Genomic DNA, 15790 nt, shown 5'->3' with positions numbered 1-15790 from the left:
GCGCGCGGCCGCGGCATCCGTCAGGGCACGGTTGTCCACAGGCTCTCTCCGCGTGGTGCCCTGGCCAGTAATCTCGCGCCCATGGAGCAGAGGCATCTCGGACGTACCGGCCTGCGTGTGTCGCGCATCGGACTCGGCACCCTCACCTGGGGCCGGGACACCGACGAGCACGACGCCGCCGAGCAGCTGAAGGCGTTCTGGGACGCCGGCGGCACGCTCGTGGACACCGCCGACGTGTACGGCGGGGGCGAGGCGGAGTACCTGCTCGGCCGTCTGATGGACCGGCTGGTCCCGCGGCAGGACCTCGTCCTGTCCACGAAGGCCGGCAGCGTGCCGGACCCCGACCGGCGCACCGACGGCTCGCGCGGGCACCTGCTCGCCGCGCTCGACGCCTCCCTCGACCGGCTCGGCACCGACCACGTCGATCTGTGGCAGCTGCACGCCTTCGACCCGTACACGCCCCTCGAGGAGTCCCTCCAGGCACTCGACATCGCCGTACGCACCGGGCGCGCCCGGTACGCGGGCGTGGCGAACTTCTGCGGCTGGCAGCTGGCCAAGGCCGGCACCTGGCAGCTCGCCGGCGACCGGACCCGCCTCGCCGGGGCGCAGCTGGAGTACTCGCTGCTCCAGCGGGGCGTCGAGCGCGAGGTGCTGCCGGCCGCCCTGGACCTCGGCATAGGCCTGCTGCCCTCGTCACCGCTCGGGCGCGGGGTCCTCACCGGCAAGTACCGCGGCGGGACGCCCACGGACTCCCGGGGCGCGTCGGAGACCATGGCGCCGTTCGTCGAGCCGTACCTGGACGACGCCGCGAGCCGGATCGTCGACGCGGTCACGACGGCCGCCGACGGGCTCGCGACGACGCCGCTCCACGTGGCCCTCGCCTGGGTCCGCGACCGGCCCGGGGTGACCGCCCCGATCGTCGGCGCGCGCACGGCACGGCAGCTCACGGCCGCGTTGTCGGTGGAGACCCTTAGTCTTCCTGACGAGATCTGTCGGGCGCTGGACGATGTGTCGGCGCCCGTGCACCGCTATCCGGATCACGACTGGAGCACCTTGTGACCGAGCCTTCCGGGGAGACCGCGCCCGAGGCCGCGCAGCCCACCGAGGACCCGCAGGAGGAAGCCCCCGAGGCCCAGACCCGGACCGACGTCCCGGGCGCTCCCGAGGCACCCGCCGCACCCGGGGAGCCGGACGCGACCGAGGAGCCCCGGGCGACCGAGGAGCCGGCCGCCGACGAGGAACCTGGGGCCCGTGAGGAGCCGGACGCCGACGAGGAGTCGGAGGCCACCGAGGAGCCGGAGGCCGGTGAAGAGCCGGAGGCCGGGGAGGAGCCGGGGTCGGCCGGGGTGGACGTCGCCGCGTCCGAGTCCGGGGCCGGCGGCACACCGGAGTTGAGCGAGGCGCAGGCCGAGTTGGCCGCGCAGCGGGAGCTGCGGGCGAGGATCGAGGCCCGGAAGGCCGACAAGGACGGCACCGTGTCGAGCGGTGCCAAGCTGAGCGGCACCGCGGCGGACCTGCTCGCGGCGGTGCGGGCCGTGGAGGGCGGCGCGGCCTCGGGCAGCGCGTTCTACGAGGCCCCGGAGCCCGCCCCGCGGCGCCCCGCGCCCGAGACCGTCCCGGCCGCGGTCGTACGGCCCCCGGCGCCCGAGCGGGCCGCCGCGCCGACGGCCGGCACCACGGCGGCCGTGCGGGAGGTACTGGCCAAGGGCGGCGCGCCGGAGGCCCTGGCCGGCCAGGTCGCCGCCGCCCTCGGCGAGAACGCGGCCGCGGCGCTGAGCGAGGACCCGTGGCAGCTGCTCGCGGTGTCCGGGGTGCGGCCGGAGCAGGCCGACGGCTTCGCGCGGGCGCTGCTCGGCGCCGCCTGCGGCCCCGACGACCCGCGCCGGACGGTGGCGCTGACCGTGTGGCTGCTGGAGCGGGCCGCGCTCCAGGGGCACACGGCGCTGGAGATCGAGGCCGTGCGCGCCGGACTGGCCGGGCACGCGGTCCCCGACCCGGAGCAGGCCGTGGAGACGGCCGTCTCCGAGGGGGCCGTCCTCGTGTTCCAGGAGGAGGAGACCGAGGAGCCGGAGTCCGACGAGGACGCGGATCCGTCCGAGGAGCCTTCGCGGCCCGCCGCCGAGGAGCCGGCCTCGCCCGTGCTGCTCGGGCTCGACCGGTACGCCCTGGCGGAGGAGAGCCTCGCGGACGGTCTCGCCCGCCTGGTCAAGACCGCGACGGCCGACACCTGGGAGGGCTCCGAACTCGAACGGGCCGCCGGCGCCCACGGTCTCGTCCTGCACACGGGCGGCGAGGCCTCCAGGGCCGAGCCGGTCGCGCTCGCCGAGGCCGCCGCCGCGCGGGGGCTCCGCGTCCTGGTCGCCGTCCACAGCGACGCCGGCCGGTACGCGCTCGGCGCGGCGGGGGCCGCCGCGGTGACGGTCGGTGGCCTGCTCGCGGGGACGGCCGGTCCCGGCCGTGACGAGGACGGCGCCTTCGCCCTGGACCTGCTGGTGGTGCTCGACGCGCCGCAGCTGGACGTGGAGACCGCCGCGGTGCTGGTCGAGTCCCTGCCGGACGGCTGCCGCCTGGTGCTGAGCGGCGACCCGGAGGTGCTGGGAGCGCCCGGCGCGGGCCGGGTCTTCGCCGACGCGCTCGCCGCCAGGGTCTGCCCCCGCGTCGCCTCCCGCCTCCCCGACCCGGGGCCGCTCGGCGAGCTGGTGTCGGGCATCGGCGTCGGGGAGCTGAACCAGGTCGAGGCCCCCGGCAAGGAGGTCGTGATCGTCCCCGTGCGGGACGCCGGCGAGGCCGTGCACCGTACGGTCCAGCTGGTGGCCGACTCGGTGCCCCGGGCCATCGGGGTGCCGGCCGAGCAGACCCAGGTGGTCACCGTCGGGCACGGCGGCTCCGCCGGCACGCGCGCGCTCAACGCCGCCCTCAAGCAGCGGCTCAGCCCCGGCCCCGGCCGGTTCGGCGGTTACGACCCCGGTGACCGGGTGGCGTACGCGCCGGTGCCGGGCCGGACGGTGACCGGGACCGTGCTGTCGGCCGACGCCGAGGGGCTGCGCCTGCGGTGCGGTGACGAGGAGGTCCGCGTACCCAAGGAGCGGGTGGAGGCGACGCTGCGGCACGGCTGGGCGCTCACCGCGCACCAGGCCGCCGGGACGCGCTGGCCCGCGGTCGTCGTCGTCCTGCCCGGCGACGCCGCCGGCGGTCTGAGCCGGCCGTGGGTGTACACGGCCTTCGGCCGGGCCGAGCGCCATCTGTCGGTCGTGCACGGCGTGGACCAGGCCCTGGCCCGCGCGGTGGCCGAGGGGGTGGCTCCGGAGCGTACGACGCGGCTGCGGCCGCTCCTGGAGGGACTGCTCGCCACGCCCGAGGAGTAGGACCGGGAACGGCGGAGGGCCGGGACAGCGCTCAGCGCGGTGTCCCGGCCCTCCACCGTTCGCTCAGGAACCGGCGCTCGCGTGCCGGTCCGCGCCGGCGACGGCCCTCGGCACGCGGGGCACGTCGTCTCCCTCTCCGTCGAAGCCCGGGTCCTCGTCCTCGTCCTCGTCCTCGTCCTCGTCGAAGACGGAGCTGACGTCGAAGCGGCACACGATGCGCTCGGGGTCGGCGTGATCGAAGGGTGCGCTGAGCCACTCCCCCGGTTCCGGGAGCTCGTCGGCGGCGGTGACCCACAGGGTGGAGTCGCCCTCCTCCAGGCCGAACTCCTTGTGGCGGGAGGCGATCTCGTCGGGCTCGTACTCGCCGAAGAGGACACCGAGCGCGGCCAGGGGCGAGGCACCGGCCCGCGCGGCCGCCCCGGTGGTCTCCTCGTCGCCGTCGAGCTCGGCGACGCGCCTGGCCTGGGCGAGCAGGCGCTGTGGTTCCGCCACGGCGTAGTCGCGGCGGATCAGGAGGCTGAGGGCATGGGGTTCGTCAGGTCCGGCGTACGGCGGCAGGGCACCGTCCGCCCCGGGGATCTCGAAGGGAGTGACCTCGTCGTAGCGGTCGTAGAGGAGCTCGTCGTACGCCTCGGCCGCCGTGGCGAGGGCGTTGAAGGCCTCGTAGACGGCCGTGTCGTCGTCTCCCGTGCGGAGTTCGACCGCCGCGAGGTGACGGTCCAGTGCGGTCTTGACCGCCTCGGCGGCGGCACGTACCTCGGCAGCGGTGGGCTGCGCAGCATCAGACATGGGACAGACGCTATCCGTACCAGGCCCGTGCCCGCACAATAGATGCGATGCCGGAATACGAATTTGTCGATGTGTACGTGCCGCGCGGTGTCTCCCGCAAGGAGGCGACGCGGCTCCTGACCGACCATGCCGAGTACGGACACTGGGAGTTGGACCGCCTCAGCCTGCACCGGGACGGAAGCCGCAGGGTGCGGCTCAAGCGCCGGATCATCCGACAGATCCGGGCGACCTGGTAGGCGACGAGAGAAGGGGCCCCGCGATGCGCGGGGCCCCTGTGCGTGATGCGTTTCATACGGGGAGCGGCGGCTCAGGCGGCGCCGCGGGTCCGGCGGTAGATCAGCGAACCCGCGAGCAGCAGCCCCGCACCGGCCGGGACGATCACCCCGAGCGGACCGGCTCCGGTCTCGGCGAGCTCCTCGGTGGCGCGGGGCGGCGTGACCCCGTTGGGACCGGGCGTGTTCGGCCCACCTTCGGTGCCGGGGGGCGTACCCGGCGTACCGGGCGTACCGGGGGTGCCGGGGGTGCCGGGGTTACCAGGAGTGCCGGGGTTGCCCGGGTTCCCAGGGTTGCCCGGGTTCCCAGGGTTGCCCGGGTTCCCGGGGTTCCCGGGATTGCCGGGGTTCCCGGGATTGCCCGGGTTGCCAGGGTTCCCGGGGTTGCCAGGGTTCCCGGGGTTGCCCGGCTCCTCCTCCCCGTAGCCCGTGTCGCCGCCGCCGTTCCCGCAGTCGTTGTCCGCGACGGCGTTGCCGAGGCCGACGCCGGTGAAGCTGTTGCCGCAGACGTTGACGGGGACGTCGACCGGCACCTGGACGGTGTTGCCGGAACCCACGCCGGGAGAGTCACTGGTGTGCCCGCTCGCGGAGGAGCCGCTTCCGTAGCCGGACCCGTTGGCACAGTTGTTGCCCATCGCCGGATTCATCAATCCGACGACGTTGACGGTGTTTCCGCAGGCGTTCACCGGTACGTGCACCGGGACCTGTACGGAATTTCCGGACGCGACGCCCGGTGAATTCGTGGCCGTACCGTTCGCTCCGGAATCGGCGTGCGCATAACCGCCTCCGACGGCGGCGAAAACGCCTCCGGCGGCCGCCACGGTGATAAGACCCTTGCGCGTGACCTGTCGCATAGCTGTTCCCTGCTGCTCGACTTCGAAAGAGTGCCACCGGGCGGGAAACCCGGGGCGGAAATGGCCACCGGCCCCGGAGTGCATGGCACGCACTCCGGGGCCGGACCGGCTCACACCCTCACGGGGCGAGGCTCAACGTCAGGCGTTGACGCAGGTGTTGCCGAAGGCGGGGTTCAGCAGCCCGATCACGGAGACCGTGTTGCCGCACACGTTCACGGGGACGTGAACCGGCACCTGGACGACGTTGCCCGAGAGGACACCGGGGGAACCGATGGCGGCACCCTGGGCACCCGCGTCGGCAACGGCCATGCCCGCACCCGCGAGAACGAGACCGCCCGTGGCAGCCGCAGCAGCGACGACCTTCTTGATCATTATTCCTCCTAGTTGGAAATGCGGCCCCAGCCGCGGACCGCACACCTGTAACGAGGGGGAATGGTGGGGGCTACGAGCCCCCGTGTTCATTCACTCTTTCCGGTCACATGCAAACGCACGGACGAATTCGGGGGGCTCCATCGGCAGGTCGTCAGCAGGCGTCGATGAAGCGGTCCAGGACGCGGACGCCGAACTTCAGGCCGTCGACCGGCACCCGCTCGTCGACGCCGTGGAACATGCCGGCGAAGTCGAGCTCCGGCGGCAGCTGGAGCGGGGCGAAGCCGAAGCAGCGGATGCCGAGGTCGTCGAAGGACTTGGCGTCGGTGCCGCCGGAGAGCATGTACGGCACGGCGCGGGCGATCGGGTCCTCGGCTCGCAGCGCCAGCTGCATGGCGTCGACCAGGGCGCCGTCGAAGCTGGTCTCCAGGGCCTTGTCGCCGTGCACGTCCTCGCGCTTCACGCGGGGGCCGAGGATCCGGTCGAGGTCGGCCAGGAACTCCTGCTCGTACCCGGGCAGGAAGCGGCCGTCGACGTGCGCCGTGGCCTGGCCGGGGATCACGTTCACCTTGTAGCCGGCGCCGAGCATGGTCGGGGCGGCGGAGTTCCGCAGGGTGGCGCCGACCATCTTGGCGATGCCGCCGAGCTTGGCGAGGGTGCCGTCCATGTCCTCGGGGTCGAGCGGGGTGCCCAGCGCGTCCGAGAGCTCGTCCAGGAACGACCGCACGGTCTTGGTGACCCTCACCGGCCACTGGTGGCGGCCGAGGCGGCCCACGGCCTCACAGAGCTCGGTGATGGCGTTGTCGTCGTTCGTCATCGAGCCGTGGCCCGCGGTGCCCTCGACGGTCAGCCGCATCCAGTGCATGCCCTTCTGGGCCGTCTCGACCAGGTAGAGCCGCAGGTTCTCGTTGACCGTGAACGAGAAGCCGCCGACCTCGCCGATCGCCTCGGTGACCCCGTCGAAGAGGTCCCGGTGCTTGTCGACGAGGTACCGGGCGCCGTACGTGCCGCCGGCCTCCTCGTCGGCGAGGAAGGCGAGGACGATGTCGCGCGGGGGCTTGCGGCCGCTGCGCAGCCGGTCCCGTACGACCGCGAGGGTCATCGCGTCCATGTCCTTCATGTCGACGGCCCCGCGGCCCCACACGCACCCGTCGGCGACCTCGCCGGAGAAGGGGTGGTGCGTCCAGTCCTCGGCATTGGCCGGAACCACGTCGGTGTGCCCGTGGATGAGCAGGGCCGGCTTCGACGGGTCCTCGCCCTCGATGCGGGCCACGGTGGAGGCCCGCCCCCTGTGCGACTCGATGATCTTCGGCTCGAGCCCGACCTCCGCGAGCTTCTCGGCGACGTACTCGGCCGCCGCCCGCTCACCCGGGCCCGAGTGGTCGCCGTAGTTGCTGGTGTCGATCCGGATGAGATCGCGGCAGAGGTCGACGACCTCGTCCTCGCCCCTGACGCCCTGGCCCGTCTTCGACTCGCTCACGCTGCTTCCTCTCACTACGTGCCCCACGTACTTGCCGGCCGGTCGCCCCCATCCTCCCGCGTGCCCCCCTCACCCCCCAAGGGCGCCCGTCGGCCGACATGCGGACGTCACATGACACCGGCTGACCTGGGGGTGGTGATCGACCCCCTCAGATCTTTGCTATTGTTCTGTTCGTCGGAAGGGCCGAGCGGCCAAGAAGACGAAACACCTAGTCCGGGTGGCGGAATGGCAGACGCGCTAGCTTGAGGTGCTAGTGCCCTTTATCGGGCGTGGGGGTTCAAGTCCCCCCTCGGACACCAGCGAAAGACCCCACATCATGTGGGGTCTTTCTCGTTACGGCGGTAGGACCCGGTGCGACGCAGAACCAAGGCCCCTTCTTCCCCTCTCCCCCAGCGGGACGGGATCGATCCCGTGCGGGTGCGGCTGCCGGAGGACCCCGAGGGGGTCTGGGGGACCGTCCGGGAGCATCTGCTCGACCGGTACGCGGGCGCGATCGGCGCCGGGCGGGTCGAGGCGATGCTGCTGAGTGGCCGGTTCGTGGGGGTCGACGGCCCCGTGCGCGGGGACGAGCCGTACGCCGCGGGGCGGTACGTCTGGTTCCACCGGGACTTTCCCGTGGAGACCGCGGTGCCGTTCCCGATCGGGGTGGTGCACCGCGACGAGCGGATCGTGGTGGTGGACAAGCCGCACTTCCTGGCCACGATGCCGCGGGGGCGGCATGTGACGGAGACGGCGCTGGCGCGGCTGCGGAGGGACCTCGGCATGCCGCGGCTGCAGCCTGCGCACCGGCTGGACCGGCTGACGGCGGGGCTGGTGCTGTTCGTGGTGCGGGAGGAGGACCGGGGGGCGTATCAGACGCTGTTCCGGGACCGGGCGGTGCGCAAGGAGTACGAGGCGGTGGCCGCGTACGAGCCGGGGCTGAAGCTGCCGGTGACGGTGCGGAGCCGGATCGAGAAGGAGCGCGGGGTGATGGCGGCCCGGGAGGTGGCGGGCGAGCCGAACGCGGAGAGCCGGATAGCGCTGGTGGAGCGGGCGGGCGGTCTCGGGCGGTACCGGCTGGAGCCGGTGACCGGGCGGACCCATCAGCTGCGGGTGCACATGAACGCGCTCGGGCTGCCGATCCTGCACGATCCGGTGTATCCGGTGGTGCGTGAGGACGGGCCGGAGGACTTCGGACGGCCGCTGCAACTGCTGGCGCGGACGCTGGAGTTCACCGACCCGTTCACGGGTGGGGAGATGCGGTTCGAGAGCCGGCTGGCTCTCAGTGGCCTCGGTTGATCCACTCCTGGAGGTGCGGGGCCTCGGCCCCGATCGTGGTGGTGTCGCCGTGTCCGGTGCGGACCACCGTCTCCGGCGGGAGGGTCAGCAGCTTCCCGCGGATCGAGTCGACGATCGTCGGGAAGTCGGAGAAGGAGCGGCCGGTGGCGCCGGGGCCGCCCTGGAAGAGGGTGTCGCCGGTGAAGACCGTGCCGAGGTCGGGGGCGTACAGGCTGACCGCGCCGGGGGCGTGGCCCGGTGTGTGCAGGACGCGCAGGTCGGTGCCGGCGATGGTGAGGACCTGACCGTCGGCGAGGTCGCCGTCGGGGCTGTGGTCGGGGTGGGTCTGCTTCCAGAGCGGCTGGTCGGCGGGGTGGAGCAGGATGCGGGCGCCGGTGGCGGCCGCGAGCGCCGGGGCCGCGTCGATGTGGTCGTCGTGGGCGTGGGTGCAGACGATCGCGCGGAGGGTGCGGCCGTCGAGGGCGGCGAGGATGGCGTCGGCGTCGTGGGCGGCGTCGATGACGATGGCCTCGGTGTCGTCGCCGACGATCCAGACGTTGTTGTCGACGTCCCAGGTGCCGCCGTCGAGGCTGAAGGTGCCGGAGGTGACCAGGTGGTCGATGCGGGCGGTCATCACAGCACCACCACCGAGCGGAGGACGTCGCCCTCGTGCATGCGGGCGAAGGCCTTCTCGACGTCGCCGAGGCCGATGGTCTCGGTGACGAAGGCGGCGAGGTCGATGCGGCCCTGCTGGTGCAGGTCGATGAGCATCGGGAAGTCGCGGGAGGGCAGGCAGTCGCCGTACCAGGAGGACTTGAGGGCGCCGCCGCGGCCGAAGACGTCGAGGAGGGGGAGTTCGAGCTTCATCTCGGGGGTGGGGACGCCGACGAGGACGACGGTGCCGGCGAGGTCGCGGGCGTAGAAGGCCTGCCGGTACGTCTCCGGGCGGCCGACGGCCTCGATGACGACGTCGGCGCCGAAGCCGCCGGTGAGTTCGCGGATGGCCTCGACGGCGTCGGCGGAACGGGAGTTGACGGTGTGGGTGGCGCCCATCCCCTTCGCGGTCTCCAGCTTCCGGTCGTCGATGTCGACGGCGATGATCTTCGCGGCTCCGGCGAGGCGGGAGCCGACGATCGCCGCGTCGCCGACGCCGCCGCAGCCGATGACGGCGACGGTGTCGCCGCGGCCGACGTTCCCGGTGTTGATGGCGGCGCCGATGCCGGCCATGACGCCGCAGCCGAGGAGGCCCGCGACCTCGGGGGCGACGGCGGGGTCGACCTTGGTGCACTGGCCGGCGGCGACGAGGGTCTTCTCGGCGAAGGCGCCGATGCCGAGGGCCGGGGAGAGCTCCGTGCCGTCGAGGAGGGTCATCCGCTGCTTCGCGTTGTGGGTGGCGAAGCAGTACCAGGGGCGGCCGCGCAGACAGGCGCGGCAGGTGCCGCACACGGCGCGCCAGTTGAGGACGACGAAGTCGCCGGGGGTGACGTCGGTGACGCCCTCGCCGACCGACTCGACGATTCCGGCGGCCTCGTGGCCGAGCAGGAAGGGGAACTCGTCGTTGATGGCGCCCTGCTTGTAGTGGAGATCGGTGTGGCAGACGCCGCAGGCCTGGATCTTCACGACGGCCTCGCCGGGGCCGGGGTCGGGGATGACGATGGTCTCGACCCGTACCGGTTCGTTCCTGCCGGGGGCGATGACCCCCTGGACGTGCTGCGGCATCGCGAACTTCCTTTTCTCCGACCGGATCTTGTAAGCCTCTTGCGTACCACTATCTCCTGACAAAAGGCGAGACCCCCGCAGGCCGTGCCCGCGGGGGTCCCGCCGTTCCCGTGGAGGGGGTCAGTCCTGGTGCGTCCCCGCGGTCGCGCGGACCCGTCGGCGGACCAGGAACCAGCCGCCGGTGAGCGCGGCCGCGATGAGCGGCAGGCAGTTCACGGTGGTGCGGCTGATGCCGCCGTCCATCCACATCAGGACGAGGACGGAGGCGAGGAAGGCGATGGTCACGATCTGGGTGTACGGGGCCCAGGGGAGGTTGTAGCCGGGGCGGGTGAGCTTGCCCTGCTCGGCGCTGCGCCAGAAGAGCAGCGAGCAGAGCATGATCATGGCCCAGGTGCCGATGATGCCGATGGAGGCGAAGTTGAGGACCAGCTCGAAGGCCTCGCCCGGCATGACGTAGTTGAGGCCGACGCCGAGGACGCCGAAGGCCGCGGTGAGCAGGATGCCGCCGTAGGGGACGCCGCCCTTGTTCATGACGCCGGTGAACTTGGGCGCGGAGCCGGCGAGCGACATGGAGCGCAGGATGCGGCCGGTGGAGTACAGGCCGGAGTTGAGGCTGGAGAGGGCGGCGGTGAGGACGACGAGGTTCATCACGCCGGCGGCACCGGGGATGCCCAGCTTGTCGAAGACGGTGACGAAGGGGCTCTGGTCGCCGGAGTAGGCCGTGTACGGCAGGAGCAGGGCGAGCAGGACCACCGAGCCGACGTAGAAGAGGCCCACGCGCCACATGATCGAGTTGATCGCCTTCGGCATGATCTTCTCGGGGTTCTCGGTCTCGCCGGCGGCGACGCCGCAGAGCTCGACGGAGGCGTAGGCGAAGACGACGCCCTGGATGAGGAGCAGCATCGGCATCATGCCGTTGGGGAAGATGCCGCCGTTGTCCGTGATGTTGGCGAGGCCGGGGGTGTGGCCGCCGACGTCGTGCGAGGTCACGATGAGGAAGATGCCGACGAGCATGAAGGCGACCAGGGCGGCGACCTTGATGATCGCGAACCAGAACTCCATCTCGCCGAAGTACTTCACGGAGATGAGGTTGGCGGCGAGGACCACCGCGAGGGCGATCAGGGCCAGGATCCACTGGGGGACGTCGCTGAACATCGACCAGAAGTGGGCGTAGGTGGCGGCCGCGGTGATGTCGGCGACGGCGGTGGTGGACCAGTTGAGGAAGTAGAGCCAGCCGGCCGTGTAGGCGCCCTTCTCGCCCATGAACTCACGGGCGTAGGAGACGAAGGCGCCCGAGGAGGGGCGGTAGAGCACGAGTTCGCCGAGGGCGCGCACCACGAAGAAGGCGAAGACGCCGCAGACCGCGTAGGCGATGAAGAGGGAGGGTCCCGCCTGGGACATCCGGCCGCCCGCGCCCAGGAAGAGGCCGGTGCCGATGGCGCCGCCGATGGCGATCATGTTGATGTGCCGGGACTTGAGGTCCTTGCGGTATCCGGCGTCGCCTGCGTCGACGTGGGGGGCGGCGGCCGGGTTCGCCGCGGTGGCGGACAGCGGCTCGGCCGCGATGACGCGGTCAGTCATGGAGTTGTTCGCCTTCGTGAGGGGGAGCTGTGCGGTGCCCGGCCGTGCCCCGTGGGGGGTTTCCCCGGCACGGCCAGCGCACATCCTCACGGCAGGGGATGCCGATGACAGTGGCGCATGTCACTGAACGCCCATTCTTGAGCTAGTTCAGAGCTTTACGGAGCCAGTACGTCCAGTTCCTGGAGGGCTCCGACCGCGATCTGCCGGGTCAGCTCCTCGGCGCGGGCCGCGTTCCGCTCCCGCACGGCCTCGGCGACCTGGACGTGGAGGGTGACGGCGGCCGGGTCGGGGTCCTCGAACATGACGTGGTGGTGGGTGCGGCCGGTGAGGACCTCGGCGACGACGTCGCCGAGGCGGGCGAACATCTCGTTGCCGGAGGCGTTGAGGACGACCCGGTGGAACGCGATGTCGTGCACGAGGTACTCCTCCAGGCGCCGGCCGCGCGAGGTGGCGACCATTCCGAGGGCCTGCTCGGTGAGCTCGCGGCACTGGTCGGGGGTGGCGTTGTGGGCGGCCAGGCCGGCGGCGACGGGTTCGACGGCCGAGCGGAGCACGGTGAGCGAGCGGAGCTGGCGGGGCCGGTCCGCACCGGCCAGGCGCCAGCGGATGACCTGGGGGTCGTACACGTTCCAGCTGGCGGTGGGGAGGACGGTCACGCCGACGCGGCGGCGCGACTCGACGAGGTGCATGGACTCCAGGACGCGGACGACCTCGCGGACCACGGTCCGGGAGACGTCGAAGCGCTGGGCGAGCTCGTCGGTGCGCAGCACGGTGCCCGGCGGGTACTCCCCCGCGGTGATCGCGAGGCCCAGGGTGGCCAGGACGTGTGAGTGCAGCCCCTGGGCCGGTGTCGTCATGGTGATCAGCCTATGCGCGCGGGTCGGTGTGATCACACCCGGGAATTAAAAGTACGACTTTTATGTCACAGCCTCTTGAATACGTCGTACTCAATGGGTTTCATGAGCGCGACGGATTCACCGAATCGATGTCGATGAAGACAGCGAGGCACCCCCCATGAGCACCACCCCCCTCACCGCACCCCCGGTCGTCGTCGTGATGGGCGTCGCCGGGACCGGCAAGACCACCATCGGTCCGCTGGTCGCGGAGGCCCTCGGCCTGCCGTACGCGGAGGGCGACGACTTCCACCCGTCGGCGAACGTCGCCAAGATGTCGGCCGGCGTCCCGCTGGACGACGCGGACCGGGGGCCCTGGCTGGACGCCATCGGAGAGTGGGCCCACGGCCGGGCCGGGCTCGGCGGAGTGGTGAGCAGCTCCGCGCTGAAGCGGACCTACCGGGACCGGCTGCGTGCCGCGGCGCCCGGGGTCGTCTTCCTGCATCTGACCGGTGACCGGGAGCTGATCGAGTCGCGGATGGCCGCGCGCAAGGGCCACTTCATGCCCACCGCGCTCCTCGACTCCCAGTTCGCCACCCTGCAGCCGCTGCAGGACGACGAGGCCGGCGTCGCCGTCGACGTCTCCGGCACCCCGGAGGAGATCGCCGTCCGCGCCGTCACCGCGCTGCGCGGCCTGCCCGGCTGACCTCTTCCGTCCCCCCGTACCCCCGTCCCCCTCACTCCTGCCCGTACGAAGGACCCACCGTGCCCAGTCTCAGTGTCGAGATCCTGGCAGCGGACGCCGCCGAACCGATCACCTCGGCAGGCAACGCCCAGCTCGGGATCGCCGTGCTCGCCGGCATCGCCGTCATCGTCCTGCTCATCACCAAGTTCAAGATGCACGCGTTCCTGGCGCTGACCATCGGGTCGCTCGCGCTCGGCGCGTTCGCCGGTGCGCCGCTCGCCGCCACCATCAAGTCGTTCAGCACGGGACTCGGCAACACCGTGGCCGGCGTGGGCGTGCTCATCGCGCTCGGCGCGATCCTCGGGAAGCTGCTCGCCGACTCCGGCGGCGCCGACCAGATCGTCGACACGATCCTGGCGAAGACCGGCAAGCGCGCCATGCCGTGGGCGATGGTCCTGATCGCCTCCGTGATCGGCCTGCCGCTCTTCTTCGAGGTCGGCATCGTTCTGCTGATCCCGGTCGTGCTCATGGTCGCCAAGCGCGGCAACTACTCGCTGATGCGGATCGGCATCCCGGCCCTGGCCGGCCTCTCCGTGATGCACGGTCTGATCCCGCCGCACCCCGGCCCGCTCGTCGCGATCGACGCGGTCGGCGCCAACCTGGGCGTGACGCTGGCACTCGGCCTGGTCGTCGCCGTCCCGACGGTGATCATCGCCGGTCCGGTCTTCTCCAAGTACGCCGCCCGCTGGGTGGACATCCAGGCCCCCGAGAACATGATCCCGGCGCGGCCCTCCGAGGACCTGGAGAAGCGCCCGAGCTTCGGCGCCACCGTCGCGACCATCCTGCTGCCCGTCGTCCTGATGCTGGTCAAGGCTCTCGTCGACATCGTGGTCGACGACCCCGAGAACGGCGTGCAGAAGGTCACCGACGTCATCGGCTCGCCACTGATCGCCCTGCTCGCGGCCGTCATAGTCGGCATGTTCACACTGGGCCGGGCGGCCGGCTTCACCAAGGAGCAGCTGTCCTCCACCGTCGAGAAGTCCCTCGCCCCCATCGCCGGCATCCTGCTGATCGTCGGCGCGGGCGGCGGCTTCAAGCAGACCCTGATCGACATCGGCGTCGGCCAGATGATCCTCGACTTCTCGAAGAGCTGGTCGATCCCGGCCCTGCTGCTCGCCTGGCTGATCGCGGTCGCGATCCGGCTCGCGACCGGCTCGGCCACGGTGGCGACGATCTCCGCGGCCGGCCTGGTCGCCCCGCTCGCCGAGGGCATGTCGACCGGTGAGGTGTCGCTGCTCGTGCTCGCGATCGGTGCCGGCTCGCTGTTCTTCAGCCACGTCAACGACGCCGGGTTCTGGCTGGTGAAGGAGTACTTCGGCATGGACGTCGGCCAGACGATCAAGACCTGGTCGGTGATGGAGACGATCATCTCGGTGGTCGGCATCGTGTTCGTCCTGCTGCTGTCGCTGGTGCTGTAGCTCCGGCGGGCACACCAAGGGCCCCGGACGTCCGCAGGGACGGTCCGGGGCCCTTCGCCGTGCTCAGCCCCGCAGCAGGCCCAGGACCTTGCCTCCGAGCTCCAGGGCCTCGCCCGGCGAGTCGACCGACTGCTGGAGGTCGACGAAGCATCCGTCCGCTCCGGTGTCGCGCACTCCCGACAGGACGGCGGCGATCGCGTCCGCCGTGGCGCCGGGTGCGGGGTTGTGGCGGATCTGCCGGCGCAGCGCCCCCGGGTCGCGGCCCGCCTCCTCCGCGGCGTGCCGGGCCACGTCCCACAGGCCCTCGGCGGCTCCGGGCGGCAGGACGGCGCCGACCCAGCCGGCGGCCCGGCGGCCGACCCGGCGCAGGGCGGCCGGGCTGAAGCCGCCGAGGTAGACGGGCGGGCCGGCGGGCTGGACGGGGCGGAGGCCGACGTACGAGGCGGGGATCGTCCAGTGGGGTCCCTCGTGGCCGAACTCCTCCCGGGTCCAGATGCCGTCGAGGACGTCGAGCAGCTCGTCGAGGAGGGCGCCGCGCCTGCCGAAGTCGGCGCCGACGGCGGTGTACTCGTCCCGCAGCCACCCGATGCCGAGACCGACGTCGAGGCGACCGCCGCTGACCTGGTCGAGCGAGGTGAGAGAGCGGGCGAGCAGGGCCGGCGGGTACCAGGGGCCGTTGAGGGTGCTCATGCCGAGCCGGGCGCGGGAGGTCGCGCCGGCGGCGACGGTGAGCACGGTCAGCGGGTCGAGGAAGGTCTTGTACTGGTGGGGGTAGGGGTTCTCCGGCGTATGTCCCGGATAGAGGTCGCTGGGGGCCACGGGGGTCAGGGCGCGGTCGCCGACCCAGAACGAGTCGAACCCGGCGTCCTCGGCGTCCCGCGCGAAGCCCGCGATGCGGTCGGCGCGGGCGTGCGTGCCGTACTGGGGCAGTGCGATGCCTATCTCCATGGCCTCATCCTGGGCAGCGGGGCGGCCCGCGACACGACGGGCTCGGCGTGTGACCCCCGCCACACGCCCCCTTCGCGCGGGTCCGTGCCCCGTCTACCCGCCGCCGACACGGCCCCTGCGTGCGGTCGGCCGACACGGCCCGCACCGTCGGCCGACCGCA

At 72.3% G+C, this 15790-nt stretch carries 15 protein-coding genes and 1 tRNA gene; 7 read left to right on the top strand and 9 right to left on the bottom strand.

Annotation, left to right across the window (positions count from 1 at the left end):
- Window positions 1-81 precede the first annotated feature (81 nt).
- Window positions 82-1059: an aldo/keto reductase gene (locus OO54_RS20255; protein ID WP_033204965.1), complete on the top strand. Its 978-nt coding sequence runs from the start codon at window positions 82-84 to the stop codon at window positions 1057-1059.
- The gene (locus OO54_RS20250; RefSeq protein ID WP_033204964.1) at window positions 1056-3365 is read left to right on the top strand and encodes a helix-hairpin-helix domain-containing protein; all 2310 of its coding nucleotides are present in this window, start codon (window positions 1056-1058) and stop codon (window positions 3363-3365) included. The genes OO54_RS20255 and OO54_RS20250 overlap by 4 nt, the downstream gene beginning before the upstream one ends.
- A gap of 63 nt (window positions 3366-3428) precedes the next feature.
- On the opposite strand, the gene OO54_RS20245 is transcribed toward OO54_RS20250, so the two are convergent.
- Window positions 3429-4154: a hypothetical protein gene (locus OO54_RS20245; RefSeq protein ID WP_051787045.1), complete on the bottom strand. Its 726-nt coding sequence runs from the start codon at window positions 4152-4154 to the stop codon at window positions 3429-3431.
- A gap of 47 nt (window positions 4155-4201) precedes the next feature.
- On the opposite strand from OO54_RS20245, the gene OO54_RS20240 reads away from it, so the two are divergent.
- Complete coding sequence (locus tag OO54_RS20240; RefSeq protein ID WP_017241661.1) at window positions 4202-4390, top strand: DUF5703 family protein; 189 nt, start codon at window positions 4202-4204, stop codon at window positions 4388-4390.
- Window positions 4391-4461: 71 nt separating this feature from the next.
- On the opposite strand, the gene OO54_RS20235 is transcribed toward OO54_RS20240, so the two are convergent.
- The 3 genes from OO54_RS20235 to OO54_RS20225 all read right to left on the bottom strand — a co-directional run bounded on the left by OO54_RS20235 (window position 4462) and on the right by OO54_RS20225 (window position 7129).
- Entirely contained in the window at window positions 4462-5280 is an 819-nt protein-coding gene (locus OO54_RS20235; protein ID WP_033204962.1) for a chaplin, read from the bottom strand.
- Between the two features lie 138 nt (window positions 5281-5418).
- Window positions 5419-5652 carry a chaplin ChpH gene (chpH, locus tag OO54_RS20230; RefSeq protein WP_015032475.1) on the bottom strand — a complete coding sequence of 78 codons (234 nt, stop codon included), beginning with the start codon at window positions 5650-5652 and terminating at the stop codon, window positions 5419-5421.
- Window positions 5653-5803: 151 nt separating this feature from the next.
- Window positions 5804-7129: a M20/M25/M40 family metallo-hydrolase gene (locus OO54_RS20225; protein ID WP_017241659.1), complete on the bottom strand. Its 1326-nt coding sequence runs from the start codon at window positions 7127-7129 to the stop codon at window positions 5804-5806.
- A 211-nt stretch (window positions 7130-7340) separates the two neighbouring features.
- On the opposite strand from OO54_RS20225, the gene OO54_RS20220 reads away from it, so the two are divergent.
- Together OO54_RS20220 and OO54_RS20215 are read left to right on the top strand one after the other, a co-directional pair.
- Window positions 7341-7428: transfer RNA gene (locus OO54_RS20220), tRNA-Leu, on the top strand.
- A 52-nt stretch (window positions 7429-7480) separates the two neighbouring features.
- Window positions 7481-8407 (top strand): pseudouridine synthase, encoded by a 927-nt coding sequence (locus OO54_RS20215; protein ID WP_033204960.1) that lies wholly within the window; start codon window positions 7481-7483, stop codon window positions 8405-8407.
- Here OO54_RS20215 and OO54_RS20210 read toward each other — a convergent pair.
- The 4 genes from OO54_RS20210 to OO54_RS20195 all read right to left on the bottom strand — a co-directional run bounded on the left by OO54_RS20210 (window position 8391) and on the right by OO54_RS20195 (window position 12543).
- Window positions 8391-9020, bottom strand: coding sequence for an MBL fold metallo-hydrolase (locus OO54_RS20210; protein ID WP_033204958.1), 630 nt, complete (start codon window positions 9018-9020; stop codon window positions 8391-8393). The two genes, OO54_RS20215 and OO54_RS20210, sit on opposite strands and share 17 nt — an antisense overlap.
- On the bottom strand, window positions 9020-10105 hold the full coding sequence (locus tag OO54_RS20205; protein ID WP_033204956.1) for an S-(hydroxymethyl)mycothiol dehydrogenase: 1086 nt from the start codon (window positions 10103-10105) through the stop codon (window positions 9020-9022). The genes OO54_RS20210 and OO54_RS20205 overlap by 1 nt, the downstream gene beginning before the upstream one ends.
- 120 nt (window positions 10106-10225) lie before the next feature.
- Window positions 10226-11686, bottom strand: coding sequence for an amino acid permease (locus tag OO54_RS20200; RefSeq protein WP_033204955.1), 1461 nt, complete (start codon window positions 11684-11686; stop codon window positions 10226-10228).
- Between the two features lie 155 nt (window positions 11687-11841).
- Window positions 11842-12543, bottom strand: a complete 702-nt coding sequence (locus OO54_RS20195; RefSeq protein ID WP_033204953.1) for a FadR/GntR family transcriptional regulator — start codon at window positions 12541-12543, stop codon at window positions 11842-11844.
- A gap of 157 nt (window positions 12544-12700) precedes the next feature.
- Between OO54_RS20195 and OO54_RS20190 the strand changes: the two genes are divergently transcribed.
- Together OO54_RS20190 and OO54_RS20185 are read left to right on the top strand one after the other, a co-directional pair.
- Window positions 12701-13225, top strand: coding sequence for a gluconokinase (locus OO54_RS20190; RefSeq protein WP_033204951.1), 525 nt, complete (start codon window positions 12701-12703; stop codon window positions 13223-13225).
- 59 nt (window positions 13226-13284) lie between these two features.
- Window positions 13285-14682: a GntP family permease gene (locus tag OO54_RS20185; RefSeq protein WP_033204949.1), complete on the top strand. Its 1398-nt coding sequence runs from the start codon at window positions 13285-13287 to the stop codon at window positions 14680-14682.
- A 63-nt stretch (window positions 14683-14745) separates the two neighbouring features.
- On the opposite strand, the gene OO54_RS20180 is transcribed toward OO54_RS20185, so the two are convergent.
- The gene (locus OO54_RS20180) at window positions 14746-15630 is read right to left on the bottom strand and encodes a TIGR03619 family F420-dependent LLM class oxidoreductase (protein WP_033204947.1); all 885 of its coding nucleotides are present in this window, start codon (window positions 15628-15630) and stop codon (window positions 14746-14748) included.
- Window positions 15631-15790 lie beyond the last annotated feature (160 nt).

Origin of the sequence: Streptomyces wedmorensis (assembly GCF_000716445.1) — a bacterium.
GTDB classification, from domain to species: domain Bacteria; phylum Actinomycetota; class Actinomycetes; order Streptomycetales; family Streptomycetaceae; genus Streptomyces; species Streptomyces wedmorensis.
Note: the sequence above shows the minus strand (reverse complement) of the source record. Positions and strands in the feature narration are given on the sequence as shown.